General features: G+C 71.1%; 28 protein-coding genes. 14 read left to right on the top strand and 14 right to left on the bottom strand.

The window, feature by feature from the left end; genetic code table 11:
* Positions 1 to 5: 5 nt before the first annotated feature.
* A complete protein-coding gene (locus KHU32_RS05510) occupies positions 6 to 1745 on the bottom strand; it encodes an AI-2E family transporter (protein ID WP_213669006.1) in 1740 nt (579 codons plus the stop codon).
* Between the two features lie 210 nt (positions 1746 to 1955).
* Here KHU32_RS05510 and KHU32_RS05505 point away from each other — a divergent pair, with 210 nt between their 5' ends.
* From KHU32_RS05505 to KHU32_RS05475, 7 genes are all read left to right on the top strand, one after another.
* Positions 1956 to 2237, top strand: a complete 282-nt coding sequence (locus KHU32_RS05505; protein WP_213669005.1) for a hypothetical protein — start codon at positions 1956 to 1958, stop codon at positions 2235 to 2237.
* Positions 2237 to 2653 carry a phage holin family protein gene (locus KHU32_RS05500; RefSeq protein WP_213669004.1) on the top strand — a complete coding sequence of 139 codons (417 nt, stop codon included), beginning with the start codon at positions 2237 to 2239 and terminating at the stop codon, positions 2651 to 2653. Before KHU32_RS05505 ends, KHU32_RS05500 begins: the two co-directional genes overlap by 1 nt.
* A gap of 113 nt (positions 2654 to 2766) precedes the next feature.
* The gene (locus KHU32_RS05495) at positions 2767 to 2967 is read left to right on the top strand and encodes a hypothetical protein (protein ID WP_213669003.1); all 201 of its coding nucleotides are present in this window, start codon (positions 2767 to 2769) and stop codon (positions 2965 to 2967) included.
* A gap of 72 nt (positions 2968 to 3039) precedes the next feature.
* Entirely contained in the window at positions 3040 to 3951 is a 912-nt protein-coding gene (locus KHU32_RS05490) for a YihY/virulence factor BrkB family protein (RefSeq protein WP_213669002.1), read from the top strand.
* A 109-nt stretch (positions 3952 to 4060) separates the two neighbouring features.
* The gene (locus KHU32_RS05485) at positions 4061 to 4387 is read left to right on the top strand and encodes a hypothetical protein (protein ID WP_249680562.1); all 327 of its coding nucleotides are present in this window, start codon (positions 4061 to 4063) and stop codon (positions 4385 to 4387) included.
* 100 nt (positions 4388 to 4487) lie between these two features.
* Positions 4488 to 5342 (top strand): diacylglycerol/lipid kinase family protein, encoded by an 855-nt coding sequence (locus KHU32_RS05480; RefSeq protein WP_283771009.1) that lies wholly within the window; start codon positions 4488 to 4490, stop codon positions 5340 to 5342.
* Positions 5342 to 6106: a metallophosphoesterase family protein gene (locus KHU32_RS05475; RefSeq protein ID WP_213669000.1), complete on the top strand. Its 765-nt coding sequence runs from the start codon at positions 5342 to 5344 to the stop codon at positions 6104 to 6106. Before KHU32_RS05480 ends, KHU32_RS05475 begins: the two co-directional genes overlap by 1 nt.
* A gap of 3 nt (positions 6107 to 6109) precedes the next feature.
* Here KHU32_RS05475 and KHU32_RS05470 read toward each other — a convergent pair whose 3' ends face one another.
* The 5 genes from KHU32_RS05470 to KHU32_RS05450 all read right to left on the bottom strand — a co-directional run bounded on the left by KHU32_RS05470 (position 6110) and on the right by KHU32_RS05450 (position 9888).
* Entirely contained in the window at positions 6110 to 7978 is a 1869-nt protein-coding gene (locus KHU32_RS05470) for an ABC transporter ATP-binding protein/permease (protein WP_213668999.1), read from the bottom strand.
* The gene (locus tag KHU32_RS05465) at positions 7975 to 8619 is read right to left on the bottom strand and encodes a hypothetical protein (RefSeq protein ID WP_213668998.1); all 645 of its coding nucleotides are present in this window, start codon (positions 8617 to 8619) and stop codon (positions 7975 to 7977) included. Before KHU32_RS05465 ends, KHU32_RS05470 begins: the two co-directional genes overlap by 4 nt.
* 1 nt (position 8620) lies before the next feature.
* The gene (locus KHU32_RS05460) at positions 8621 to 8785 is read right to left on the bottom strand and encodes a DUF1328 domain-containing protein (RefSeq protein ID WP_213668997.1); all 165 of its coding nucleotides are present in this window, start codon (positions 8783 to 8785) and stop codon (positions 8621 to 8623) included.
* Between the two features lie 100 nt (positions 8786 to 8885).
* On the bottom strand, positions 8886 to 9083 hold the full coding sequence (locus tag KHU32_RS05455) for a CsbD family protein (protein WP_213668996.1): 198 nt from the start codon (positions 9081 to 9083) through the stop codon (positions 8886 to 8888).
* Positions 9084 to 9174: 91 nt separating this feature from the next.
* Positions 9175 to 9888, bottom strand: coding sequence for a PhyR family response regulator anti-anti-sigma factor (locus KHU32_RS05450; protein ID WP_213668995.1), 714 nt, complete (start codon positions 9886 to 9888; stop codon positions 9175 to 9177).
* Between the two features lie 516 nt (positions 9889 to 10404).
* Between KHU32_RS05450 and KHU32_RS05445 the strand changes: the two genes are divergently transcribed.
* The 3 genes from KHU32_RS05445 (at position 10405) to KHU32_RS05435 (ending at position 11892) form a co-directional block, all read left to right on the top strand.
* Positions 10405 to 11040: a sigma-70 family RNA polymerase sigma factor gene (locus KHU32_RS05445; protein WP_213668994.1), complete on the top strand. Its 636-nt coding sequence runs from the start codon at positions 10405 to 10407 to the stop codon at positions 11038 to 11040.
* Between the two features lie 8 nt (positions 11041 to 11048).
* Positions 11049 to 11267, top strand: a complete 219-nt coding sequence (locus KHU32_RS23410) for a NepR family anti-sigma factor (RefSeq protein WP_213668993.1) — start codon at positions 11049 to 11051, stop codon at positions 11265 to 11267.
* 151 nt (positions 11268 to 11418) lie between these two features.
* Positions 11419 to 11892 carry a hypothetical protein gene (locus KHU32_RS05435; protein WP_213668992.1) on the top strand — a complete coding sequence of 158 codons (474 nt, stop codon included), beginning with the start codon at positions 11419 to 11421 and terminating at the stop codon, positions 11890 to 11892.
* 44 nt (positions 11893 to 11936) lie between these two features.
* Here KHU32_RS05435 and KHU32_RS05430 read toward each other — a convergent pair whose 3' ends face one another.
* From KHU32_RS05430 to gloB, 5 genes are read right to left on the bottom strand one after another with little or no spacing between them, the layout of a single operon-like run.
* Complete coding sequence (locus KHU32_RS05430; protein WP_213668991.1) at positions 11937 to 12113, bottom strand: hypothetical protein; 177 nt, start codon at positions 12111 to 12113, stop codon at positions 11937 to 11939.
* Between the two features lie 41 nt (positions 12114 to 12154).
* Entirely contained in the window at positions 12155 to 12760 is a 606-nt protein-coding gene (locus KHU32_RS05425; protein WP_213668990.1) for a class I SAM-dependent methyltransferase, read from the bottom strand.
* A complete protein-coding gene (locus KHU32_RS05420; RefSeq protein ID WP_213668989.1) occupies positions 12757 to 13200 on the bottom strand; it encodes a cupin domain-containing protein in 444 nt (147 codons plus the stop codon). The genes KHU32_RS05425 and KHU32_RS05420 overlap by 4 nt, the downstream gene beginning before the upstream one ends.
* Entirely contained in the window at positions 13197 to 13787 is a 591-nt protein-coding gene (locus KHU32_RS05415) for a glutathione S-transferase N-terminal domain-containing protein (RefSeq protein WP_213668988.1), read from the bottom strand. Before KHU32_RS05415 ends, KHU32_RS05420 begins: the two co-directional genes overlap by 4 nt.
* A 57-nt stretch (positions 13788 to 13844) precedes the next feature.
* Entirely contained in the window at positions 13845 to 14573 is a 729-nt protein-coding gene (gene gloB, locus KHU32_RS05410) for a hydroxyacylglutathione hydrolase (RefSeq protein ID WP_213668987.1), read from the bottom strand.
* Between the two features lie 44 nt (positions 14574 to 14617).
* Between gloB and KHU32_RS05405 the strand changes: the two genes are divergently transcribed.
* A complete protein-coding gene (locus KHU32_RS05405; protein WP_213668986.1) occupies positions 14618 to 15355 on the top strand; it encodes a methyltransferase domain-containing protein in 738 nt (245 codons plus the stop codon).
* Here KHU32_RS05405 and rsmI read toward each other — a convergent pair.
* Positions 15338 to 16216: a 16S rRNA (cytidine(1402)-2'-O)-methyltransferase gene (gene rsmI, locus KHU32_RS05400; protein ID WP_213668985.1), complete on the bottom strand. Its 879-nt coding sequence runs from the start codon at positions 16214 to 16216 to the stop codon at positions 15338 to 15340. The genes KHU32_RS05405 and rsmI overlap by 18 nt on opposite strands.
* On the opposite strand from rsmI, the gene KHU32_RS05395 reads away from it, so the two are divergent.
* The gene (locus tag KHU32_RS05395; protein ID WP_213668984.1) at positions 16198 to 17334 is read left to right on the top strand and encodes a penicillin-binding protein activator; all 1137 of its coding nucleotides are present in this window, start codon (positions 16198 to 16200) and stop codon (positions 17332 to 17334) included. The two genes, rsmI and KHU32_RS05395, sit on opposite strands and share 19 nt — an antisense overlap.
* Positions 17335 to 17466: 132 nt before the next feature.
* A complete protein-coding gene (locus tag KHU32_RS05390) occupies positions 17467 to 18825 on the top strand; it encodes an ATP-binding protein (RefSeq protein WP_213668983.1) in 1359 nt (452 codons plus the stop codon).
* A gap of 3 nt (positions 18826 to 18828) precedes the next feature.
* Here the strand turns inward: KHU32_RS05390 and KHU32_RS05385 are convergent, their stop codons facing one another.
* Complete coding sequence (locus tag KHU32_RS05385) at positions 18829 to 19527, bottom strand: DJ-1/PfpI family protein (RefSeq protein WP_213668982.1); 699 nt, start codon at positions 19525 to 19527, stop codon at positions 18829 to 18831.
* Between the two features lie 85 nt (positions 19528 to 19612).
* Complete coding sequence (locus tag KHU32_RS05380) at positions 19613 to 20554, bottom strand: GlxA family transcriptional regulator (RefSeq protein WP_213668981.1); 942 nt, start codon at positions 20552 to 20554, stop codon at positions 19613 to 19615.
* Between the two features lie 206 nt (positions 20555 to 20760).
* Here KHU32_RS05380 and KHU32_RS05375 point away from each other — a divergent pair, with 206 nt between their 5' ends.
* Complete coding sequence (locus KHU32_RS05375) at positions 20761 to 21075, top strand: hypothetical protein (RefSeq protein WP_213668980.1); 315 nt, start codon at positions 20761 to 20763, stop codon at positions 21073 to 21075.
* Positions 21076 to 21210 lie beyond the last annotated feature (135 nt).

Raw genomic sequence — 21210 nt, 5'->3', positions numbered from 1 at the left:
CGGGCTCACGGCGGGTTCGCGTTCATCAGCGCCGGCGGGACCGCGCCCTGGTCCCAGTCGGGGGACACGGACGCGGTGATGTCGGCCGAGGCTTGCTCCACCTCCGCCACCAGCCCCGCGAGGCTGGTCTGGGGCGCGGTCTGCGGCCGGCGGTAGAGCGCCTGGGCGGCCTCCTCCGTCGCGGCGAAGACGACCACCCGCGCGGAGATCTTCTCCGCCTGCACCAGCGCACGCTCCAGCCGGCGCGCCGGCGCCTCGATCGCGGAAACCACCACGATCACGGCCGGTTCCGGCGCGTCCTCGGGCGAAAGGGTCGCGAGTTGCCCGGCCTCCTGCAGCGCCGCCACGGCCACGGCGGCGGCAGCGAGGTCCAGGGCCCCGGCCACCGGCACCACCAGGATCTCGGCATGGCCATCGGCCCCGGGGGCGACCACCTCCATCACGCGGGTCAGCGCGCGCGAAGCGCGGATGGCGAGGGCGGGGCCGAAGGCCTCGTTCGGGCGGTCGGACGAAATCTGCGCGATCGCCGGCATGACCATCTGCTCGAGCACCGGCTGGATGCCGAGGCGCGCGGCCTCATTGCCCACGAGCGCGGCGGCATTCGCCGCATCATCCGCCAGCAGCCGCTGATAGAAGCGCGCCGGCGCCGGCAAAGGCGGCGTGTCGCCGAGCAGGACGTCCAGGAAGGCCAGGGACCGCACATGCCGCCCGAGGATGACGAGGCAGGCCGTCATGGCCGGCGCCAGGATCAGCCCCAAGGGCCCCCACATCACCGCCCAGAAGGCGGAGGCCAGCAGGAGCGCGAGCGGCGTGATCCCCATGCTGCTGCCGTAGAGCCAGGGCTCGAGCACATAGGTCACGATCACGTCCACGACGGCGAAGAGCGCGATCACCAGCAGGACGGTCGTCCAGCCCTCGGTCGTGGCGAAGGCCACGATCAGGGGAAAGAGCACGGAGAGCGGCGCGCCCAGGAAGGGAATGAAGCGCAGCCCGAAGCCGAGCGCGCCCCAGAGCGGCGCATTGGGCACCCCCAGCAGCCAAAGACCCATGCCCATCGAAAAGCCGAAGATCCCGTTGATCATCGCCTGCATGAGCAGGAAGCGGCCGAGGCGCGTGGTCGCATCCGCCATGGCGCCCGTGGTCCGGTGCATCTCGTGGAGGCCCGCCAGGCGCAGCACGCGGTCCCGCAGGTCCTCCCGCTGGACGAGGATGAAGGCCATCAGCAGCAGGGTGATGGCGAAGGTGGCGATGGGCGCGATGATCAGCACCGCCATGCCGAAGAGGGCGGAAAGCGGCCCCTGGTCCGAGGCCGCGATGGCGACGGTGGGCGCCGCCGTCGTTTCCGGCGGCGACAATGCCTCGCCGAGCCGCTTCACGAGGCGCATCACGCCGTCGATCGGGCCCGACCCTTCCTGGCTGATGGCCTGGAGCTTCCCGCGCAGCACGGATTCGTAGTTGGGCAGCTCGGCCGCCAGGGCCAGCGCCTGGGTGAGCACGACGTAGACGAGGCCGCCGACGACCCCGAGGAACAGCCCCATCACCAGCAGCACGGCCAGGATCCGCGGCACCCGCCGGCGCTCCAGCCAGCCCAGCGCCGGCAGGGCGGCGATGGTCAGCAGCAGCGCCAGGGCCAGCGGCGCGAAGACCTCCCGCCCCAGATAGAGCGCGGCGATGACCACCGCGAAGACGAGCAGCCGCTGGGGCGACTCGCGGGAGGCGGTCGTCGGAGCACGGAAAGGCGCCATGGGAAGTTCCTGTTGCCCAGATGCAACGCAAGCTGCCACGCCGCGTTGCGGGGTCGACCCATAAACGCCAAGGAGGCCGAGAAGCACCAGAATCTTCTGTCGAACGCCTTTCTCCCGCATCGCCGATCACGGGCGCATTGCCCCGGCGCCGACTCCGGATAGGCTCCCGAACATAGAGAGCCGCCGCCCCCGCACGGAAAGGACATGACCATGAGCAATCACGACACGCCTTCGGAACTCCCGCCCTACCTGGCCGATACCCATGCCGAGATCGCCGCGCTGCGCGCGAAGATCGAAACGCTCATGAACGACCGGGTGACCCCTGCCGTCGGCCGCGTGGCCGACAGGGCCGAGGCCGCCGCCCATCAGGCGACCGACACCGTCCGCCACCAGGCCGAGCGGCTGAGCGACGCGATCCGCGAGAAGCCGCTCACCGCCGTCAGCCTCGCGGCGCTGGCGGGCTACGTCTTCGCCGTCATGTGCCGTCGCTGATGCGCAGCCTTCGCCTGCTCGGAGCCGCCGCGGAGGCGGAGGCGCTGCGTCTGAAGCGCGAGGCCGGCTCCTTCGCGCGCTCCACCCTCCTCCAGGTCGCCGCCGGGCTGTTCGGTCTGGCGGCGCTCGGCCTGCTGCATGTGGCCGCCTGGCTCTGGCTCCAGCCGTCGCAGGGCGCGCTCTGGGCCACCCTCTGGCTCGCGCTGGCCGACCTCGTCGTCATGGGCGTGCTGCTGCTGCTCTCCCGCCGGCGCTACGATCCCGTCGCGCAGGAGGCGCTGATGCTCCGGCGGCAGACGATGGCGCAGCTGCGCGCCGTCTCGCCGATGGACGAGGCGCTAAGCCTGGTGCGCTGGCGCGGGCTGGTGGACATCGGCGCGCTTGTCGTCGGCCAGTTCATGAAGCGCCGCCGGTAACCCGCGCCCCGAGCGAGGGCAGCGCGGAAATTCGCTGCCCGTGTCACGCCGATGCAACCCAGGGCTGCAGCCAAGGTTGTATCGACACCTTCACCCCCCGGAAGGACGCCGCCATGGACCGCAGCTACGAACCCCGCCTTCCCCTCTTCTGGATGATGCTCGCCACGGGCGTGATCGCCGCGCCGCTTTTGAGCGGCGCGCTCGGCTTTGCCGCCTCGGTCGGCGAGCCCGAAGTCGATAGCTGGCGCGATGCCGGCCTGCGGGTCAGCATCCTGGATGTCGCCTCCGCCGACGGAATGCCGCAAAATCGCTGAGCCGCGCGTCTAGTCCCGGAGGCCCGGAGGGACGAAACGAGATCGGGCACACGGGATACGGCGGCGAGGACGATGATGGCGGAGAAGTCGGTGGGTACGGTGGCCAAGCCCCGGCAGAGCTACTGGGCGCAGGCCTATACGGTCGCGACCTCGGACCAGATCTCGCTGGTGGCCGCCGGCTGCGCCTTCTACGCGATGCTCGCCCTGTTTCCCGCGATATCGCTCTGCATCGCCTTCTATGGCGTCTGGTTCAACCTCGACACGGTCGAGCCGCAGCTCGAGGTGCTGAGCCGCGTCCTTCCCCCCGACAGTTTCGAGCTCATCGCCCAGCGCGTGCACCAGCTCGTCGCGCATCCGAACCAGGGGCTCGGCTGGGGCGTGGTGGTAAGCAGCGCGATCGCGCTCTGGTCCGCCTCCGCGGGCGTGCGGTCCCTGCTGGGCGCGCTCAACATCGCGCATGGGCAGCATGAGCAGCGCCACTGGCTGGCCTTCTACGCGACGGCGATCGTCATCACGCTCTGCGCCATCCTGGCCGTGACCATCGGCCTCGCCTTTCTCGTGGCGCTTCCGACCATCCTCACCCTCCTGAAGTTTCCGTTCCGCGATGCGCTGCTACTGCGCGCCGCCTCAATGGGCGTGCTGGTCTGCGCCGTGCTCCTGGCCATCGCGACGCTGTATCGCTTCGGGCCGGCGCGCCGGCCGAAATACTACCGGGTCTTCTCCATCGGCGCGGTCACGGCGACGCTTCTCTGGCTGCTCGCCTCGGTGGTCTTCTCGCTCTACGTCAGCCATTTCGCGACCTATGACGCGACCTACGGGCCGCTGGGCGCCGTCATCGCGCTGCTCACCTGGCTTTATGTGAGCGTCTACCTGGTGCTGCTGGGCGCCGAGCTCGACGCTGCCGTCGCGCGCATCCGGGAGGGGGACACCGCTCCCCCTGCGCGGCCAGCACCTCGGCGCCAAGTGCCGGAATTGCAGACCTAAGATCAGCGAGATGTTCCTTTCGTTGAACAACTGCAACCTCTTCCGCAAACGCACGTTGGAAACCCGGCGCCATGCTGATGGCGCGAATAAATCCTCGGAAGGAGCTTCCATGCGTATTGCCCGACTGCTGCCCGCCGGCCTCCTGCTCCTCGGTGTCGTCGCCTGCAGCGACCCCAATGATGGCCGCCGCGGCAACCCGCCCGGCACCGCCGCCGAACGCGCGGTGGATCGCGCCGCCGGCACCAACACCTCGGGCGCCTATCCGCGCCAGTCCGACGGCATGCCCGGCAACCCGCCCGGAACGGCGGCCGAGCGCGTGCTGGATCGCGCCGCGGGCACCAACACCTCGGGCGCCTATCCGGCGCAGTCGGACGGCACGGCGGCCAATCCGCGCGGCACCGCCGCTGGACGTGCCCTCGGCACCACGACCCGGTAGATATATCGGCGCGCGTGACCACGCGCGGCCTTACCATGGGCGCGGCGGCTTCTCCGGAAGCGGCCGCGCCCTTTCTTCTTCCAGGAGCTCCGGAACCACGATGAGGGCGGCATTGGTCGTCAATGGACGAGCGGGCTCCATGGCCGCGCTGCCAGCGCCCCGGCTGGCGCTGGAGGAAGCCCTGCGAACCGCGGGCTTCGAGATCGTCCTTGCCCTTCCCGAGCAGGCTCCGATGGACGAGCAATGGGCGGCCGTGGAAGCCAGCCCGGCAGAGGTCGTCTTCGTCTGCGGCGGCGACGGTACGCTGCGGGATGGTGCCGAGCGGCTGATCCGGACGGGGCAGATCTTCGCACCCCTACCCGGCGGGACGATGAACCGCGTCTGCACGCGGCTCGGCCTCGCCGAGGAGGCGGTCGCCGCCGCCCGCCGCTATCGCCCGGGCGCCGTCATCGGGCTCGACGCCGCCACCGCCAACGGTCATCTCTTCCTGTATCAAAGCGTCGTGGGTGCGCCGACGCGCCTGATGCGCTTCCGCGAGAGGCAGCGCGGCAGCGGCACGCGGGGATGGCTGCCGTTGGCCTTCGCCCTCCTGCGCGAGTTGTTCCGCCCGAGCTCGCGCGGCCTTTCGGTCCGGCTGCGCCAGGGCCGCCGGGCGCGCGGCCATGCCGCCGTCGTGACCATGCCCCTCCCGGAAAGCACGCAGGGCCTCACCCTGGCGCTCGCGCGACCGCAGGGCCCACGCGGCCGGCTTCGGCAGGCATGGCGCTGGTTTCGCGGCCGCCTCTCGGAGGATCCCGACGTGACCATGCGCGAGGGGGAGCGTCTGGCGGTACATGCGCCCAGCAACTGGCTGCGCCTCAGCCTCGACGGCGAGACCCGGCTCACGGCCCCGCCGGTGCGCTTCCGCCTCCATCGACGGGCGCTGCGGCTCCTCGCGCCGCCGGGCGGCGCCTGATGCCGCGCATCGCCCATCTGTCCGACCTGCATTTCGGCGAAACCTCCTCCGATCTCGTCGAGAGCCTGGCGGCCGATGTCCTGCGCGCGGCGCCCGATGCGCTGGCCGTGAGTGGCGACCTCACGCGGCGCGCGGGGCGCGACGAATTCGTCCGCGCCTTCGCCTTCCTGGAGATGCTGGGCGCGCCGCTCCTCGTGCTGCCGGGCAACCACGACATTCCCCATCGCGACCTCGTGGGCCGCTTCATGCACCCCAAGCGGCGCTGGGCGCGCGCTCGTCCCGAGGACCTGCCGGAGGAGCTGACGCTGGACGGCGTGCGCCTCATCGGCCTGGACACGGTGAGCCGCGCGCAATGGCACCTCGACTGGTCCGCCGGCGGCATCAGCGCGGAGCGGCGCGCGCGGCTGGCCCTGCGCCTGGAGGCCGCCGAGGGGCTCGACGTGGTGGTGGCCTGCCATCATCCGCTGCGCCATGGACCCTGGGCCTTCACGCGGCGCCCGCCGCGCGAGGCCGGCGCGACGATCGAGCTGCTGGCGCGGCATCGCGTGAAGGCGGTGCTCTGCGGGCATCTGCACCAGGCCGAGATGACGCGGCTGACCGAGGCCGGGCCGCTTCAGATCATCGCGCCCAGCGCCTTCTCGCCGCGCGGCGTCGGCGCGCCCAACGGCTGGAACCTCGTCACGGTCGAGCGCGGCGAGGTGCGGGTGGAGACCCGTGAGTTCCTCGACGGGCAATGGGTCGGCCGGGACCTCATCCCGGCCTGAGCCTCACTGCGCCGGCTTGGCGCGCCTGAAGGCACGGCGCTGGGCCCGGGCCTCCTTGGCCGCATGCGCCATGGCGCGGGGCCATTGGCGCTTGGCGATGCGCTTCGTCGGCCGCGAGAGCTTGGCGCCCCCCTCCGCGCGCAGCAGGTCGAGCGAGCGCGTGTGGAAGGCTGCAAGGCCGGGACGATGGCCGATGGAGATGAGCGCGGCCTCCGGCAGCTCATCCAGAACGAGCTTCATCATGGCGTCCTGGTTGGCCTCGTCGAGCGCGGCCGTCGCCTCGTCCATGAAGATCCAGCGGGGTTGATGCAGGAGCAGGCGCGCGAAGGCGAGGCGCTGCTGCTCGCCGAGGCTGAGGACGCGGTCCCACCGCTCCTCCTCGTCGAGCTGCTTGCCCAGCCGCTCCAGCCCGACCTTCTTCAAAGCCTCGACCATCGCCGCGTCGTCGAAGGCATCCACTCCGGCCGGATAGGCGACGGCCGTGCGCAGCGAGCCCAGCGGCAGGTAGGGCCGCTGCGGCATGAACATCATGTCCTTGCGCGGCGGCGTCCGGATCTCGCCGGCGCCCCAGGGCCAGAGGCCGCCGATGGCGCGGAAGAGGGTGGATTTGCCGGTGCCGGACTCGCCCTTGATGAGCACCCGTTCGCCGGCCTGGATCTCCGCCGAGGCATCGGCGATCACCGTAGTGCCGTTGGAGAAGGCGACCTCGAGGTTGTTCAGCACGAGCTTCTCGTCCTGCGTCTCGTGCACCTCGATGGTCGGCTGGTTCGGGTCGTCGATGAGGGTGTCCAGCTCCTCGATCACGTCGCGGAAGGTGATGACGCGCTGCACCGCGCTGCGCCATTGGGCGATCAGCCCGAAATTATCCACGAACCAGTTGAGCGCGCCCTGCACCTGCCCGAAGGCCGCGCCGATCTGCATCAGCCCGCCCAGCGTGATGGCGCCCGCGAAATAGGCGGGCGAGGCCACGATGGTCGGGAAGATCATGGCCAGCGTGCCATAGGCGCTGGTGAGCCACATGAGGTTGCGCTGACTGCGCATCAGCCCGCGCCAGGTTCCCTTCACCTGCTTGAACAGGGAGGCAAGGCCGCGGCGCTCATCGGCCTCGCCGCGGATCAGGGCGATGCCCTCGCCGCTTTCGCGGGCACGGTTGAGGCCGAAGCGGAAATCGGCCTCGGCCGCCGTCCGCTCGACGTTCAGGCGCACCATGGGCCGCCCGACCAGCCAGGTCAGGAAGGTGCCGAGCAGGGCATAGAGCAGCGCCGCCCAGACCATGTAGCCGGGAATGTCGAAATCATGCCCCGCCATCGCGAATTGCAGCGAGCCCGAGACCGTCCAGAGGATGCCGATGAAAGCCGCCAGCATCATCAGCGAGTTGATGATGCCGACGCCGAAATCCAGCGCGAGGTCGGTCGATATCCGCACGTCCTCGGAGATGCGTTGGTCGGGATTGTCGGTGCTGCCCGCCATCTCGAGCTGGTAGTGGCGCCCCTCCCGCAGCCAGGCCTCGGTGAGGTGCCGCGTGAGCCATTCGCGCCAGCGAAGCTGCGTGAGCTGCTTCACGTAGAGCTGGTAGACGGCAACCCCCATCGAAAGCGCGGCGTAGATCAGGAAGACCATGATCTGGTGGCGGAAGGCCGTGCCGTCGCGGGTTTCCAGCGCGTTGAAGAAGTCACGGTTCCAGAGGTTGAGCCGGATCTGGATCAGGACCTGCGCGACGGTCAGCGCCAGCAGGAAGAACAGCAGCCACCGCGCATTGCCGCGATCGGGCGAGCGCAGCCACACTTTGGTGAGCTGGCCGAAGGCACGAATGGAGTGTTCCGCCTGGTCTTCATGCAGGAGGCGGGCATCATCAGCCGTCTTGTTGCTCATGGGGTTGGCTCGGGTAGCCCTTCGAGGGAGTTGACGTCCTTGCCGAGGCGGCGGGCCTCGATCGCCACGAGCTCGCCGCGGCGCGTGCCGAGCCCCTCCGCTGCTACTTCCTCACCCGGCGCGAGCCTTCCGCCGAAGGCCTTGTGCTGCTCGACGGTCAGCTGGATGGCCTCTCCTTCGGCGAGGATGACGCCCATGCCCTCGCCCTGCGGCGTCAGCAGCGGCGCCAGCACGCGGCCCGCGAGGGTGATGGGCGCCGTTCCCGTGCGGGAATTCGCGAACCAGGCGGGGCGCTCCACGAAGCTCGCGGGATCCGAGGCCGTCCTGGCCCAGGCCAGCATGGTGATGACCGGCGCGGTGCGGGCGCGGATCCCCCAGACGGCGATGGAGCCCCCGGCCTCGATCGTGGCCATCAGCCCCTCGGCCTCGGCGGGCGGGAAGACGAACTGCGTGCCCTCCCGCAGCAGGCCGCGATCCACCTCGCCGGCCGGATTGGAGATCCAGCGCGCGAGCCGCCCGGAATAGGAAGGGAGCTGCGTCGGGTCGAACCAGAGGCCGCGCGGATCGCGCGCCTGTGCGGCGGCGGCGAGGCCCGGGGCCAAAGCCGCCCCTGCCAGCAGCAGGCGACGGCGGCCCGGCATGTCAGAGGCGGACGCCATGGCCGGCCAGGAGCGACACGGCGAAGAGCACGAGGAAGACGAAGAAGAGGACGCGGGCGATGCCGGTGGCGGCGGAAGCGATGCCACCAAATCCGAACAGGCCGGCGATCAGCGCCACCACGAGGAAGATAAGTGTCCAGGTCAGCATCTTTGGTCCTTTCCGGGAATGTCTGAGGGCCGGAGGCCAGAACGCCGCCGGCCCTCTCGAACCGGCGGCGTCCGAAGTCGTCGCGTTTTCGCCTCAGCGCCTAGTAACGGCTCTCCCAGGACTTCACCTGTGCTTCCGCTTCTTCCTTCGCGATTCCATAACGTTCCTGGATCTGGCCGATGAGCTGGTCGCGGCGCCCTTCGATGATGGTCAAGTCATCATCGGTGAGCTTGCCCCACTGCTCCTTCACGGAGCCCGTCATCTGCTTCCAGTTACCCTTGATCGTGTCCCAGTTCATGGCGCTACCTCCTACGGATTCGCGTCTTGCGTACTGCCGAAACAAACGCCGCAGATCGGGCGAGAGTTGCAGCGGCGCAGCGCGGGACCGATCAGTGGAGGGGGACGCGGCCCGCCGTGATGGCCTGGTAGGTGAAGATCGCGAGCGTCACCGGATCGAAGGGCTTGCGCATGACGAAGGCCGGCTCGACCCCCTGTGCGGTGAGCAGCTGCTCCGGATAGGCGGTGACGAAGATCACCGGGATGTCCAGCGTCTCCAGGATGCGCCGCACGGCCTGGATGCCGTTGCCGCCGCGGCCGAGGTTGATGTCGGCCAGGATCAGCCCGGCACCCTTCTCGGCCGCCAGGCGGACGGCCTCGGCCTCGGTGGCCGCGATGCCCACCACCCGATGGCCGCAGCCCTGCACCAGCATGCGCAGGTCCATCGCGATGACCGGCTCGTCCTCGATGATGAGGACCTCCGTCGCCGAGGCGGCCTTCACGGCGGCCCGTGCCTCGGCCAGCCGCTCGGTCGCCTCCTCCTCGTCAAGGCCCACGACCTGGGCGGCCTCGGCGAGGGTGATCTCCTCCAGCGAGGTCAGGAGTAGGAGATGCCGGCCCAGCTTCCGGCCCGAACCGGCGATATCCATGTCCTGGGTCAGCCGGGCGATGCGGGCATAGAGCGCCAGCTTCACCGATAGCTCGTCGGAAAGATCGGGAATGGCCTGGGCGACCAGCGCGTCGCCTTCGGCCTGGCTCCCCGTCAGCGCGCGCGCGAAGCGGCGGGCGTAGGGAAGGACGGCGATCAGCTCAGTGGCGGATGTCATGGCGAAGGCTCCTGGGCACCGAATCTATCAAGGCCGGTTGGTGCAATGTAAAGGCGGAAACCCCACCGCTGGGCAGGGGGCTTCGGAGAAACGTCGGGCAGATGCATGCACCGCCGAAAATATGATGCATTTGCAGCCATTTGCGACCCATGCACCGGAGCGATTGCATGGAGAGGCCGCGCAGGTTTAGGGTAATCCTCGGTTTCGTTGCCGGAACCAGGAGCATCGGGTCGCCATGATGGCATGTGGCAGCGCGGAAAAGACGGGAGCAGGCGCCGGGCGCCTGACGGCCAGCCATGGCCAGGATCCCCTGCGCGCGGGCATGGCGAACTCTGCCGTGGCGAGCATGGTTGACGACCGGATGGGATCATTGCGGGTGCTAACCCCCCGTCGCGACGCGGGTTGCAGCCGGGCCGACCGCAAAGCGAAGATTTTTTCAAAGATTCCGTCAGGGGCATGCAACCCTGACCTTTCCCGCAAGTTGTACGGTTCATGAGAAGTCCCGAGGAGTTCCAGATGCGCCCGAATGTCGCCGAGCAGGCCGATACTTCCGCCGCACCGCTGCCGTCCTTCCACGACCTGCTCCTGAGCGCGCTGCCGTCCCTGCGTCAGCAGGCGCTGGCGCTGACCCGTCACCGCGCCGACGCCGAGGACCTTGTCCAGGCGGCGGTGACGAATGCGCTGGCGGCGCAGCATTCCTTCGAGCCCGGAACGAACTTCCGCGCCTGGATGACGCGCATCATGCGCAACCGATTCTTCTCCAACTTCCGGCGCCGCCGCGAGACGGTGGATATCGAGGATGCCCCCTCGTCGCTGCTGGGACGCAGTGGCGGCCAGGAGGAGAACATCGCTTTCAAGGAGCTGCGCGCCAATCTCGCCCGCCTTCCTTCCGATCAGCGCCTCGTCCTCATGATGATCTCGGTTCAGGGCCTGTCCTACGAAGAGGCGTCCGAGCAGCTCGGCGTCGCCGTCGGCACCCTGAAGTGCCGCGTCTTCCGCGCCCGCAAGCAGCTCAAGATCTGGATGCTGGGTGAAGACGAGGAGGCGCCCGTCTCCAAGCCCTCCGCCAAGCGGCAGGTGCGACAGGCGGCCACCCGCACTAAGGTGTCGACTCCTCCCAACTATGCCGGAGACGGCGCCCGTCTCTCCTAGGAGCCTTCGTGTCCGATAGTTCCGAAGGTTCGTCCAAGAGGTCTGCGGCGACGCAGACCCTCGGGAACGCCGGGCGGGGCCGAAAGGCCGCGCCCGATGTTGCATTCGAGCTGTGGCTCGAGCGGGGCCTTCACAAGATGTATGACGACATCGCCAGCGAGCCGATCCCGGCGGCGTTGCTGGAATTGATCGAGCGCGACCGCAAGAAAACGCCTGGCACCGCCTGATCTTTATTCTTCGGCATAGAATGGCACGAATTTTGCCCGCGATCCAGCCGATTTTGTAGTTTCCGCGGAAACCGCGCCCTTTGCCGAGAGTTCTCGTCCCGGATGCGGCGTCTGGCCGTCGGCATCTTTGGCTCAGGATGAGATGTCGACCATGGACGGGACGAATTACGTAGCCGCTGCGGCGTTACGGACCTTCAACGCCCCCATCATCTGCTTTTCCCCGGTGCGATGGGCCGAGGCGGATCGCCTCCGCCTCCTCATGCGCGGCATCGCCCGCGACCGCGACGTCTTCTTCCTCGAGGAAGCCGTGGAGGCCGAGGCGGCGAGCCTGCGGATCGTTCCCTGCCCGGTAACCGGCGTCCAGGTCGTGACCCCGATGCTACCGCGGCAGGTGGTGAAAGACGACGGCGTGGATGATCGCAGGGCGGCGCTGGATCTGCTCCTCGCCCGCACCGGCGCCGCCATCGCCTGGTATGCGGGGGCCGAGGCGCCCGCTTATTCGCGCCATGTCGCGTGGCTCGCCACGCTGCATGACGATGCCGGCGAGGCCAGCCGGACGACACCGCTGGATCGCGCCGCGGCGGCCGCCCCTGGCGCCCAGATCCTGCCGCTCACGCCGGCCTGAGGACAGACGTCAGCCGTCCCTGACCCGTTGGGCGTTAAGGCCGGCTATTGATCGTGGGTCGACTTGTCCGGCGCCGGCCGCTGGTCGCTCTTGTCCTGCGGGCCGCGGCGCTGGTTCGCGGGCAGGCCCTTCTCCATCTCGTCCTCGGTGCGCTCGCGGCTGTTGTCGGGCTTGCCTTTGGCTTCGCCGGGGGAGGAAGGGGTGTCGGATTTGCGCTTCATGCCTTCCAAACGGGCGGCCGACCCCACGGTTGCGGGCCGCGTCAGGGACGGCGCAGCACCGCCCGCACGACCTCGGCCAGGCCCTGGTGGCGCGGCCCCTCGTCCAGCCGGACGGCGCCCTCGGTCAGCTCCAGGATCTCCCAGCCCTCGAATCCCCGCTCGACGATACCGCGATCCCAGAGGAGCTCGGGCAGCTTCGGCCCGCCGCTGCGCCGGCCCTGCTGGGCGGGGCTGAAGCATTCCAGCACCAGCAGCCCGCCGGGCTTCAGGGCCTGGTGGGCGCCCGCGGTGGCCCGCGCGCGATCGGCCGGCGGCAGGTGCAGGTAGATCCAGGCGATCAGGTCGAAGCGCGCCTCGGGCCAGTCCCAGCTCGCGGCATCGGCGACGACGGTCTGCAGGCGCAGCCCCCGCGCTTTGGCCAGGGCCTGCGCCTTCTCCAGCCCGACGGGCGACCAATCGAGCGAGGTGACCTCCAGCCCCTGGCCCGCGAGCCAGACGCCGTTGCGGCCCTCGCCGTCGCCGATGGCCAGGGCAGATAGGCCGGGCCGCAGGCGCCGGGCCTGGGCCAGGAGGTATTCGTTGGGGGCGTCGCCGAACTGGAAGCCGCCGCCGGCATAGCGCTCGTCCCAGGCCAGCGAAGTGCTCATGCGCCGGGCTCCCAGCCAGGCGACGCCATCTCGAACCGGGAGAACTCGAAGGCGGGCGAGACGGTGCAGCCGCAGAGCACCCATCCCTGCAGGGGCGCCGCCGCCTGCCACCAGCCCGGTGGCACGAGGCCGAAGGGCTGCTCGCCGGCCGCCAGCTCGGGGCCGAGCCGCCGTTCCTCGACCTCCTGCCCGGAGGCCGAAATCCGCAGGGCCAGCGGCCCGCCCGCATACCAGTGCCAGGCCTCCGCGGCATCGACGCGATGCCAATGGCTGCGCTCGCCCGGCCCCAGCAGGTAGTAGATTGCCGTCCCCGCCCCGCGCCCACCCGAGGCCGGCGCATCGCGCCAGACCTCCCGGTAATGGCCGCCCTCGGGGTGAGGGCGCAGGTCCAGCGCCGCGATCACGGCGGCCGGATCCAGCGCGGGATCGCGCAGATTCACCCCTGCGGGGCCGTCTGGGCGAAGATCGGGTTCTCCGACTGCGCGGCGAAGAAGGCCGCCAGCGCGGGGTGGCGGGCCCGCCAGTCATCATCGCCGAAACGGAAGTCGAGGTAGCCCAGCGCGCAGACCAGGCCGATGACGCCGATGTTCAGCGTGGCCGGCAGCGTTTCCTGCTCCAGCTGGGCGAGCGTGCGGGCCACCGCGATCTTCTGCCGCTCGATCATCGCCGTGCGCGCCTCCTCGACCGGCTGGATCGAGAGGCCGCGGCGCAGCACCGAGACGGTAAGCATGCCGTCGGCCAGGGCGGCGAGGCGAAGCGCCTCCCAGCGCGGCGCGCCGGCCGCGGGATAGAGCTTCGCCGCCGTACCGATGCTGTCGAGATACTCGCAGATCACCGGGCTGTCGGGCAGCGACATGCCGTTGTCGAGCACCAGCGCCGGCACCTTGGAGAGCGGATTGTCGACGAGGAGATGCGGCGGGCTGAGATGGGGGTTGGTGACGACGCGGTCCAGCTCGATGCCGTGGTGCAGGGCAACGGCGCTGACCTTGCGGACGAAGGGGCTGGCGGCGGAAAAATGCAGCTTCATGATCGGATTCCTGTGAGGCGTGCCGGGGAGAACGGGGGCCGCGAGGCCCCCGCCGTCTCAGCGGAAGTTGTCCTTGCCGGCGCGCAGCTCGGCGAAATGCGCCACGTCCCGCGCATGCAGGAAGGGGTTGATGGCGTGCTCCGTGCCGAGCGTCGTTGGCAGGGTCGGCTTTCCTTCCGCGCGCAGCGCCTTCGCCTGCGCCTCGAACGCCTTCAGCGCCGCATTAGCCGGCTCGACGCTCAGGGCGTAGCGGATGTTGGAAAGCGTATATTCATGCCCGCAGCAGATCTTCGTCGCCTCCGGCAGCACGGTCAGCTTGCGCAGCGAGGCGAACATCTCCTCCGGCGTGCCTTCCAGAAGCCGGCCGCAGCCCGCGGCGAAGAGCGTGTCGCCGCAGAACAGTGCCTCGCCCGTGGGGAAATGCCAGGAGATATGGCCGCGCGTATGGCCCGGCGTGTCGATGATCTGCGCCTCGGAATTGCCGAGGGCGAAGACGTCGCCGGGATTCACCGCGACGTCGAGCTTCGGCAGGCGCTTCGCATCCGCCGCATTGCCGGCGACCTTCGCGCCGGTCCGCGACGCGAGCTCGGCGATGCCGGCGATATGGTCGCCGTGATGATGCGTGATCAGCAGCCAGTCCAGCCGGCCGCCCTCGGCCGCGATGAATTCCGCGATCGGCTCGACGACCGCGGCGTCCATCACGGCGGTGATTCCGGTGGCCTCGTCGCGGAGGAACCAGGCGTAGTTGTCCTCGAGGATGGCAATGGGCTTCACGGTCAAGGTCACGGCAAGGCCTCCCTGGGAGCTGTGTCCTCACCTATATCCCGCGCATGAGCGAAGAGGTCCACGGGCTGACGGAATTCTACGCCTCCCCGCTGGGGCGGATGGCGGCGCGGATGGTGCGCGCGCGGCTGGCGCCCCTCTGGTCGGAGGCCGGGCGGCGGGACCTGCTCGGCCTCGGCTGGGCGGCGCCCTATATGGGCCTGTGGCCGGGGACCGGACGGCGGATCATGCTGACGCCGCATGGCGCGGCGCCCGGCACGGCGCTGGCCGATGATGCCCGCCTGCCCCTGCCCGATACCAGCCTGGACGGCATCCTGCTGGTGCATGCGCTGGAAACCAGCGACGCGCCGCTCGGCCTGCTGCGCGAGTGCTGGCGCGTGCTGCGCGACGACGGCCGGCTGATGGTGGTGGTGCCGAATCGGCTGGGCGCCTGGGCGCATTTCGACCACACGCCCTTCGGCCAGGGCCGTCCCTATTCGCAGGGCCAGCTGGCCCGCCTGCTGGAGGAGCGCCTGTTCCGCGTCACCCGGCGCGAGGCCGCGCTCTTCATGCCGCCCTTCCCCTCGCGGCGGCCACTGGGCGGGGCCGTCCTCTGGGACCGCACGGGGCATCGGCTCGCCCGCCGTTTCGCGGGCGTGATGCTCGTCGAGGCCGAGAAGGACCTGCTCTCGGCCATTCCCGCCTCCGCCGTTCCCGCCGGGCGGCGGGTCACCGTGCCGCTGCGATCGACCTACGCCATGAACGTCGCGCGGAACGAACCGCGCCGTTCAACGCCCCGCCGCTAGCTCCAGGGCGCGGGCATAGACGCGCTTGCGCGGCAGGCCGGTGGCCTCGGCCACCGTCGCGGCAGCGTCACGCACCGAAAGCGTCGCCATCGCCGCGCGCAGCGCCTCGTCGAGGGTTTCGGCGCTGGCCGCGGCCGGCGCCGGCGCGGGGCCGACGCAGAGCACGACCTCTCCCCGCGCCTCATGCACGGCGTAATGGGCCGCGAGCTCGCCGAGGCTGCCGCGGCGGACTTCCTCGAATCGCTTGGTCAGCTCGCGGGCGACGCAGGCGGGCCGGTCGGCGCCCAGGCCCTCGGCCAGCGCCGCCAGCGCCTCGCCGGTGCGGTGCGGCGCCTCGTAGAAGACCAGCGAGGCCGACAGTCCGGCGGCCTCCACAGCCGCGATCCGCGACACCTCGGCGGCGCGCGCGGCGGCCTTGGTCGGCAGGAAGCCGTGGAACAGGAAGGGGTGTGGCGGCAGGCCCGACAGGGTCAGCGCCATCACCACCGCGCTCGGGCCCGGAACCGCGCTGACGACGACGCCCGCCGCGATCGCGGCACGGACGAGCCGGTAGCCCGGGTCCGACACCAGCGGCGTTCCGGCATCGCTCACCAGGGCGAAGCGCTCGCCGGCCAGCATGCGGGAAACCAGCCGGGGGGCCTCGCTTTCCTCGTTGTGGTCGTGCAAAGCGAGCATCTTCGCGGAAATACTATGCCGCGCCAGCAATCTGGACGTTACTCTGGTGTCCTCGCAGAGCACGGCGCCGGCCTCGGCCAGCGCCGCGGCGGCGCGAGGGGACAGGTCACCCAGATTGCCGATAGGGGTGGCAACGAGGGTCAGTCCCGGTGTTGAAGGGGGTAAATATGCGTCGTCTGTTTCCATCGGGGCTCGCCCTCGCGTCACTCCTCCTTCTGCTGATCGGCTGCGCCCCGCAACCCCTTGGCGGCGCACGGCCGCAGATCGGCGGCGCGGGCGCCTGGAATGGCGGCGAGGCGCCGGCCGAGGCACGCCTTCGCGTTGGGGTGCTGCTGCCGTTGACCGGCAGTAACGCGCCGCTCGGCCAGACCATGCTCAACGCCGCGCAGCTTGCCCTCTTCGACCAGGGCGACCGGCGAATCGAGATGCTGCCGCGCGACACGCGGAGCACCCCCACCGGCGCGGCCGAGGCGGCACGCAACGTGCTGGCCGACGGCGCCGTCTCTCTCGCCGGGCCGCTGACGCTCACCGAGACCGCGGCCGTCGTGAACGCAGCGCGCGGCTCGCAGGCCCCGGTCTTCGCCTTCACCTCCGACGAAGGCCAGGCCTCCGCCCGCGTCTGGGTGCTGGGCACGACGCCGAGCCAGCAGGTCCGCCGCATCGTCTCCGCCGCTTCCGAGGGCGGGGCGCGCCGCTTCGCGCTGATGGCCGCCGACGACGCCTTCGGCCGCCGCCTCGCCGCCTCCCTGCGCGAGGCGATGCAGCAGATCGGTGCGCCACCGCCGACCGTGGTGCTCACCCCGGCGCGCGCCGATCAGGCGGCCGCCGCCCAGCAGATCGCCGCCGCGCAGCCCGAGGCCGTGCTGATCGGCCATGGCGGCGCGGCCGCCCGCGCGGCCGGCGCGGCGCTCGGCGCCGCTTTCCCCGGCGGCCTGCCGCGGATCCTCGGCACCGCCCTCTGGGCCGGTGACGAGGCGATCGGCAACGAGCCGGCGCTGGTCAACGCCTGGTTCCCCGCGCCGGATCCCGAGGCGCGCCGCCGCTTCGACGAGCAGTATCGCCAGGCCTTCGGCGACCGCCCCTCGCGCCTCGCCGGCGTCGCCTATGACGCGCTGGCGCTGGCCGCGCGTTCGGCACGGGATGGCGGCCCGCCGGTCGGCACGGCCTTCATGGGCGCGGACGGCCCGGTGCGCCTGCTGGAAGGCGGGGCGCTGGCGCGGGGCCTGGCGATCTTCGCCGTGCGGCCAGGCGCGGAAGCGCAGCTCATCCAGCCGGCGCCGGTTCCGGGCGCAGCGGGCAGCTAGCGCAGGCTTGCCCACCCTGCCCGCAAGGGCGGGTGGGTGGCTCCCGTCGCAGGTTTCTCCAAGCTGACGCGTGAATCATTTCGTCCGCGCGCGTATCAACGCCGACGGACTGGAAATGGGAGGAAGTTGGAGATGGGCGGCCTGCTCGCCATGGCGGCGCTGATCGGCGGTGCGCCGACGGTGGTCCTCGTTACCCTGGCGGCGCTCGGCGAGCTGCGCGCCGGCACCGCCCTGGCCGCGATCCTGCTGTGCCTGACGGCTGCCCTGGCTCTCTCCTGGCTCTGGCTCTCGGGCATGGCCCGGCTGGCGGCCGTGCTCCTGCGCGCCGCCGACGAGGAAGGCCCCTTCAGCGCGCCCCTGCCCCTGCCGCGCCTGCCGGCCATCGGCCGGGTGGAGGAGGGGCTGGGCCGCCTCGCCCGCTCGCTGGCCGCGCGCGCCGCGCTGGTCACCCAACTCCGCGCCTCGGACGGCGCCATCGTCGAGGCGTTGCCGGACCCACTGCTCATCCTCGGCGCGGATCGCAGCCTGCTGCGCGCCAATACCGCCGCCCGCCGCGTCTTCGGCCTGCAGCGCGACATGGCCGCACGCGGCGACCTGGGCGCGTTGCTGCGGCACCCGCTGATGGCCGCCGCCCTCGACCACGCGCTGGCCGACGACCGCCCCCAAGCGACCGAGCTGGCGCTGCCCGGCGCCCTCACACGGGAGCTCTCGGCCCAGGTCCTGGCGCTCAATCCCCCGCTGGCCGATGGCGGCAAGCTGCTTGTCGTGCTGACCGATCGCACGGCGGCCCGCGCGGTGGAGCGGATGCGCGTGGATTTCATCGCCAATGCCAGCCACGAGCTGCGCACGCCCTTGGCGAGCATCATCGGCTTCATCGAGACGCTGCGCGGCCCGGCGAAGGACGATCCGGTCGCGCAGGAGCGTTTCCTCGGCATCATGGCCGAGCAGTCGGAGCGCATGCGCCGTCTGATCGACGACCTGCTGGGCCTCTCGCGCGTCGAGATCAGCGAGCACCAGGCGCCGGAAGGTGAGGCCGACCTGACCGCGCTGCTGCAGGCGGAGGCGGCGGCGCTGGAACCGCTTTTCGCGGCGCGCCGGATCCACTTGGCCCTCGCGCTGCCGGAAGCGCCGCTCCTGGCCGCGCCGGCCGATGCGGACCAGCTCGCGCAGGTCGCCCGGAACCTGCTGGACAACGCCCTACGCCACGCCACGCACGAGGTCCGCCTCGAGGCCGGCCCCGCCCGCCACGGCAACCGCGACGGCGTGACCTTCTCGGTGATCGACGACGGGCCCGGCATCCCGCGGGAGCACCTGCCCCGCCTCACCGAGCGCTTCTACCGCGTGGACAAGGCGCGGGCGCGCGGGGTGGGCAATACGGGGCTCGGCCTCGCCATCGTGAAGCACATCCTGGCCCGGCACCGCGGCCAGCTGTCGATCGACAGCGAGATCGGCCAGGGCTCGACCTTCAAGGTCTGGGTGCCGGGGAAGTAGCGGTCAGGCGCGCTCGCGCAGCCGCGCCGCGGCCTCGGCCGTGAGGCGCTCCCGCATCTCACGGCGCGGCGCGCCGGCCTGCTTCGCGCGCTCCAGGATATGCGGCGGCGCCACGAAGGGCGTGCCGGAGCGGAAGGGCGGCTCGGGGTCGTATTCGATCAGGAGCTGGATCTGCCGGGCGACATCCTCGCCCGCGAGATCCGCCGCGACCCTGAGCGCCATGTCGATGCCCGAGGTGACGCCGCCGGCCGTATAGACCTTGCCGTCCACCGTCATGCGCGCGTCGCTGACCGTGGCGCCGAAGCGGGCCAGCAGGTCGCGGGCCGACCAATGGCCGCCCGCCCGCTTTCCGCGCAGCAGGCCCGCCGCCCCCAGCAGCAGGCTGCCGGTACAGATGCCGAAGATATGCGCCGCCGCCTCGCCCTGGCGCCGGACGAAGGCCACCGTCTCCTCGTCGAGCAGCAGGTCGTCCGTGCCGGGGCCGCCCGGGACCACGAGCAGATCGAATTGCGGGGCATGCGCGAAATCGACCATGGGCAGCAGCGTCAGCCCGCGATCGGTGCGGACGGGGTCCATGGTCCGGGCCACGAGCTCGGCGCGCCAGCCCGGCAGGCGGGCCAGGACCTCGTAGGGGCCCGTCATGTCGAGCTGCGTGAGGCCGGGGAAGATCAGCAGGCCGGCGACCTTGGTATCCTGGGACATGGGGCTCTTTCCTTCGAGGCTACCATCCTGGGCGAGCCCCGCCTTGGCAGAAAGGACAAATCGAACGTAATTCCTGCCAGGAAGCTCAGCCGCCGAAGCGCGCCCGCCATTCCGACGGCCCCAGGCTGAAGCCCCGGGCGAAGGCATGGCGCATCCGCTCCTCCGAGCCGAAGCCGACCTGCCGCGCCACCGCACCGTTGGACAGGCGCGTCGTCTCCATCAGCGCGCAGGCGCGCTCCAGCCTCAGGCGCTCGATCGCCTTGGCCGGCGTGGCGCCCGTGGCCGCGACGAAATGGCGGTGGAAGCTGCGTGGGGCGAGGCCGGCCCGGTCGGCCAGCATCTCGGCGGTCAGCGGCAGATGGAGGTTCTCCTCCGCCCAGGCCATCAGCCCGGCGAAGCTGTCCGTCGCCTGCATCTCGAGCGGCGCGCTGAACTGCGACTGGCCGCCGGCGCGCCGCATATAGACCACGAGGCGTCGCGCCACCCGCGCCGCCAGCCGCACGCCGAGATCCTCCTCGATCATGGCCAGCGCGAGGTCGATCCCCGCCGTGACGCCGGCCGAGGTCCAGATCGCGCCGTCGCGCACCCAGATGCGGTCGGGCTCGACCCGGACGGCCGGGAATTCGCAGGCGAGCTGCTCGCAGGCCCGCCAATGCGTCGTCGCGGACCGACCCTCCAGCAGCCCCGCCTCCGCCAGCAGGAAGGCGCCCGTGCAGACCGAGGAGACGCGCCGCGCCGAAGCCGCGTGGTGCCGGATGGCGCCCAGCAGCCCCGGTGAGCGCCGGCCCTCCCGCATGCCGGGCCCGCCCGGGACGAGCAGCGTGTCCACCGGCCCGTCGGGGATGGCTGTCGCGACCACGGGCAGGCCGCCCTGCAGGGGGATGGGGCCCGGCGTCTCGGCCGCCACGCGGGGGCAATATTGCTCGCTTCCCGCCTCCTCATTCGCCGAGGTGAAGGCCTGGTAGGGCCCGGCGAGGTCCAGCGGCTGCACGCCGGGATAGGCCAGGAAGAGGATGTCGCGCGCCATTGGCAAGAAATGCCAGAAGGGTGCATTTCTCGCCACAAATGATGCCTCGCTTTGGGAAAATGGCAGGCCGCCTTGCCTGCCCCGGAATTGCCGCGCCCGCCCTCAAACGACCTTGCGGCCGCCCGAGACCCTTCACACGCCCGGCCCAACCTCCTTCTTACGCGCCGCCCCTCCCGGTACGGCGCGGTTCCCCAAGGAGGAACATCATGACGAAGACCATTCGCCCTGCCCTTCTCGCCACCGCCCTGCTGATCGGCCTCGGCGCCCCCGCCTTCGCGGCGGATCCGGCCCGCGCCCCTGCTGCCTCCCCGGCCGCCCCGCATGCCGCCAGCACGACGGCGCCGCGCACCACGGGGACGACCCATGCCCCCGCCCGCCAGGCGGCGACGCCGGCGCATCCCGGCGGCCAGGCGAGCGCGCCCCGCGCGCCGGCCAGCCAGGCCGAGGCGCCCGCCCGCCCCGCCGCTCCGGCAGGCCAGGCCGGCACCACCCCGGCGCCGAGCACGCCGCGCGTCAACTAAACGCCCGCAACGGCGTTTCACCGTCTCTCCCAACCCAACCGGTCCGACTATCGACCGGCACCTCTGTCCCCCTCCGGACCATTCCGGAGGGGGTTTTTTCTGTTCGCTTCCACCCCATGATTGACGGCATCCGAT

The sequence above is a fragment of the Roseococcus pinisoli genome, from assembly GCF_018413645.1.
In the GTDB taxonomy this organism is placed as follows: Bacteria; Pseudomonadota; Alphaproteobacteria; order Acetobacterales; family Acetobacteraceae; genus Roseococcus; species Roseococcus pinisoli.
Note: the sequence above shows the minus strand (reverse complement) of the source record. Positions and strands in the feature narration are given on the sequence as shown.

Bases quoted from the DNA above. Each gene is read 5' to 3' on its own strand.
- KHU32_RS05385 (WP_213668982.1), bottom strand. From the start codon at position 19,527: ATGTCCCAGGATACCAAGGTCGCCGGCCTGCTGATCTTCCCCGGCCTC.
- KHU32_RS05505 (WP_213669005.1), top strand. From the start codon at position 1,956: ATGAGCAATCACGACACGCCTTCGGAACTCCCGCCCTACCTGGCCGAT.
- KHU32_RS05375 (WP_213668980.1), top strand. From the start codon at position 20,761: ATGACGAAGACCATTCGCCCTGCCCTTCTCGCCACCGCCCTGCTGATC.
- rsmI (WP_213668985.1), bottom strand. From the start codon at position 16,216: ATGGAAACAGACGACGCATATTTACCCCCTTCAACACCGGGACTGACC.
- KHU32_RS05470 (WP_213668999.1), bottom strand. From the start codon at position 7,978: ATGAGCAACAAGACGGCTGATGATGCCCGCCTCCTGCATGAAGACCAG.
- KHU32_RS05390 (WP_213668983.1), top strand. From the start codon at position 17,467: ATGGGCGGCCTGCTCGCCATGGCGGCGCTGATCGGCGGTGCGCCGACG.
- KHU32_RS05435 (WP_213668992.1), top strand. From the start codon at position 11,419: ATGGACGGGACGAATTACGTAGCCGCTGCGGCGTTACGGACCTTCAAC.
- KHU32_RS05405 (WP_213668986.1), top strand. From the start codon at position 14,618: ATGAGCGAAGAGGTCCACGGGCTGACGGAATTCTACGCCTCCCCGCTG.
- KHU32_RS05460 (WP_213668997.1), bottom strand. From the start codon at position 8,785: ATGCTGACCTGGACACTTATCTTCCTCGTGGTGGCGCTGATCGCCGGC.
- KHU32_RS05425 (WP_213668990.1), bottom strand. From the start codon at position 12,760: ATGAGCACTTCGCTGGCCTGGGACGAGCGCTATGCCGGCGGCGGCTTC.
- KHU32_RS05490 (WP_213669002.1), top strand. From the start codon at position 3,040: ATGATGGCGGAGAAGTCGGTGGGTACGGTGGCCAAGCCCCGGCAGAGC.
- KHU32_RS05465 (WP_213668998.1), bottom strand. From the start codon at position 8,619: ATGCCGGGCCGCCGTCGCCTGCTGCTGGCAGGGGCGGCTTTGGCCCCG.
- KHU32_RS05485 (WP_249680562.1), top strand. From the start codon at position 4,061: ATGCGTATTGCCCGACTGCTGCCCGCCGGCCTCCTGCTCCTCGGTGTC.
- KHU32_RS05450 (WP_213668995.1), bottom strand. From the start codon at position 9,888: ATGACATCCGCCACTGAGCTGATCGCCGTCCTTCCCTACGCCCGCCGC.
- KHU32_RS05430 (WP_213668991.1), bottom strand. From the start codon at position 12,113: ATGAAGCGCAAATCCGACACCCCTTCCTCCCCCGGCGAAGCCAAAGGC.
- KHU32_RS05480 (WP_283771009.1), top strand. From the start codon at position 4,488: ATGAGGGCGGCATTGGTCGTCAATGGACGAGCGGGCTCCATGGCCGCG.
- KHU32_RS05445 (WP_213668994.1), top strand. From the start codon at position 10,405: ATGCGCCCGAATGTCGCCGAGCAGGCCGATACTTCCGCCGCACCGCTG.
- KHU32_RS05500 (WP_213669004.1), top strand. From the start codon at position 2,237: ATGCGCAGCCTTCGCCTGCTCGGAGCCGCCGCGGAGGCGGAGGCGCTG.
- KHU32_RS05415 (WP_213668988.1), bottom strand. From the start codon at position 13,787: ATGAAGCTGCATTTTTCCGCCGCCAGCCCCTTCGTCCGCAAGGTCAGC.
- KHU32_RS05380 (WP_213668981.1), bottom strand. From the start codon at position 20,554: ATGGCGCGCGACATCCTCTTCCTGGCCTATCCCGGCGTGCAGCCGCTG.
- KHU32_RS05475 (WP_213669000.1), top strand. From the start codon at position 5,342: ATGCCGCGCATCGCCCATCTGTCCGACCTGCATTTCGGCGAAACCTCC.
- KHU32_RS05395 (WP_213668984.1), top strand. From the start codon at position 16,198: ATGCGTCGTCTGTTTCCATCGGGGCTCGCCCTCGCGTCACTCCTCCTT.
- KHU32_RS05510 (WP_213669006.1), bottom strand. From the start codon at position 1,745: ATGGCGCCTTTCCGTGCTCCGACGACCGCCTCCCGCGAGTCGCCCCAG.
- KHU32_RS05495 (WP_213669003.1), top strand. From the start codon at position 2,767: ATGGACCGCAGCTACGAACCCCGCCTTCCCCTCTTCTGGATGATGCTC.
- KHU32_RS05455 (WP_213668996.1), bottom strand. From the start codon at position 9,083: ATGAACTGGGACACGATCAAGGGTAACTGGAAGCAGATGACGGGCTCC.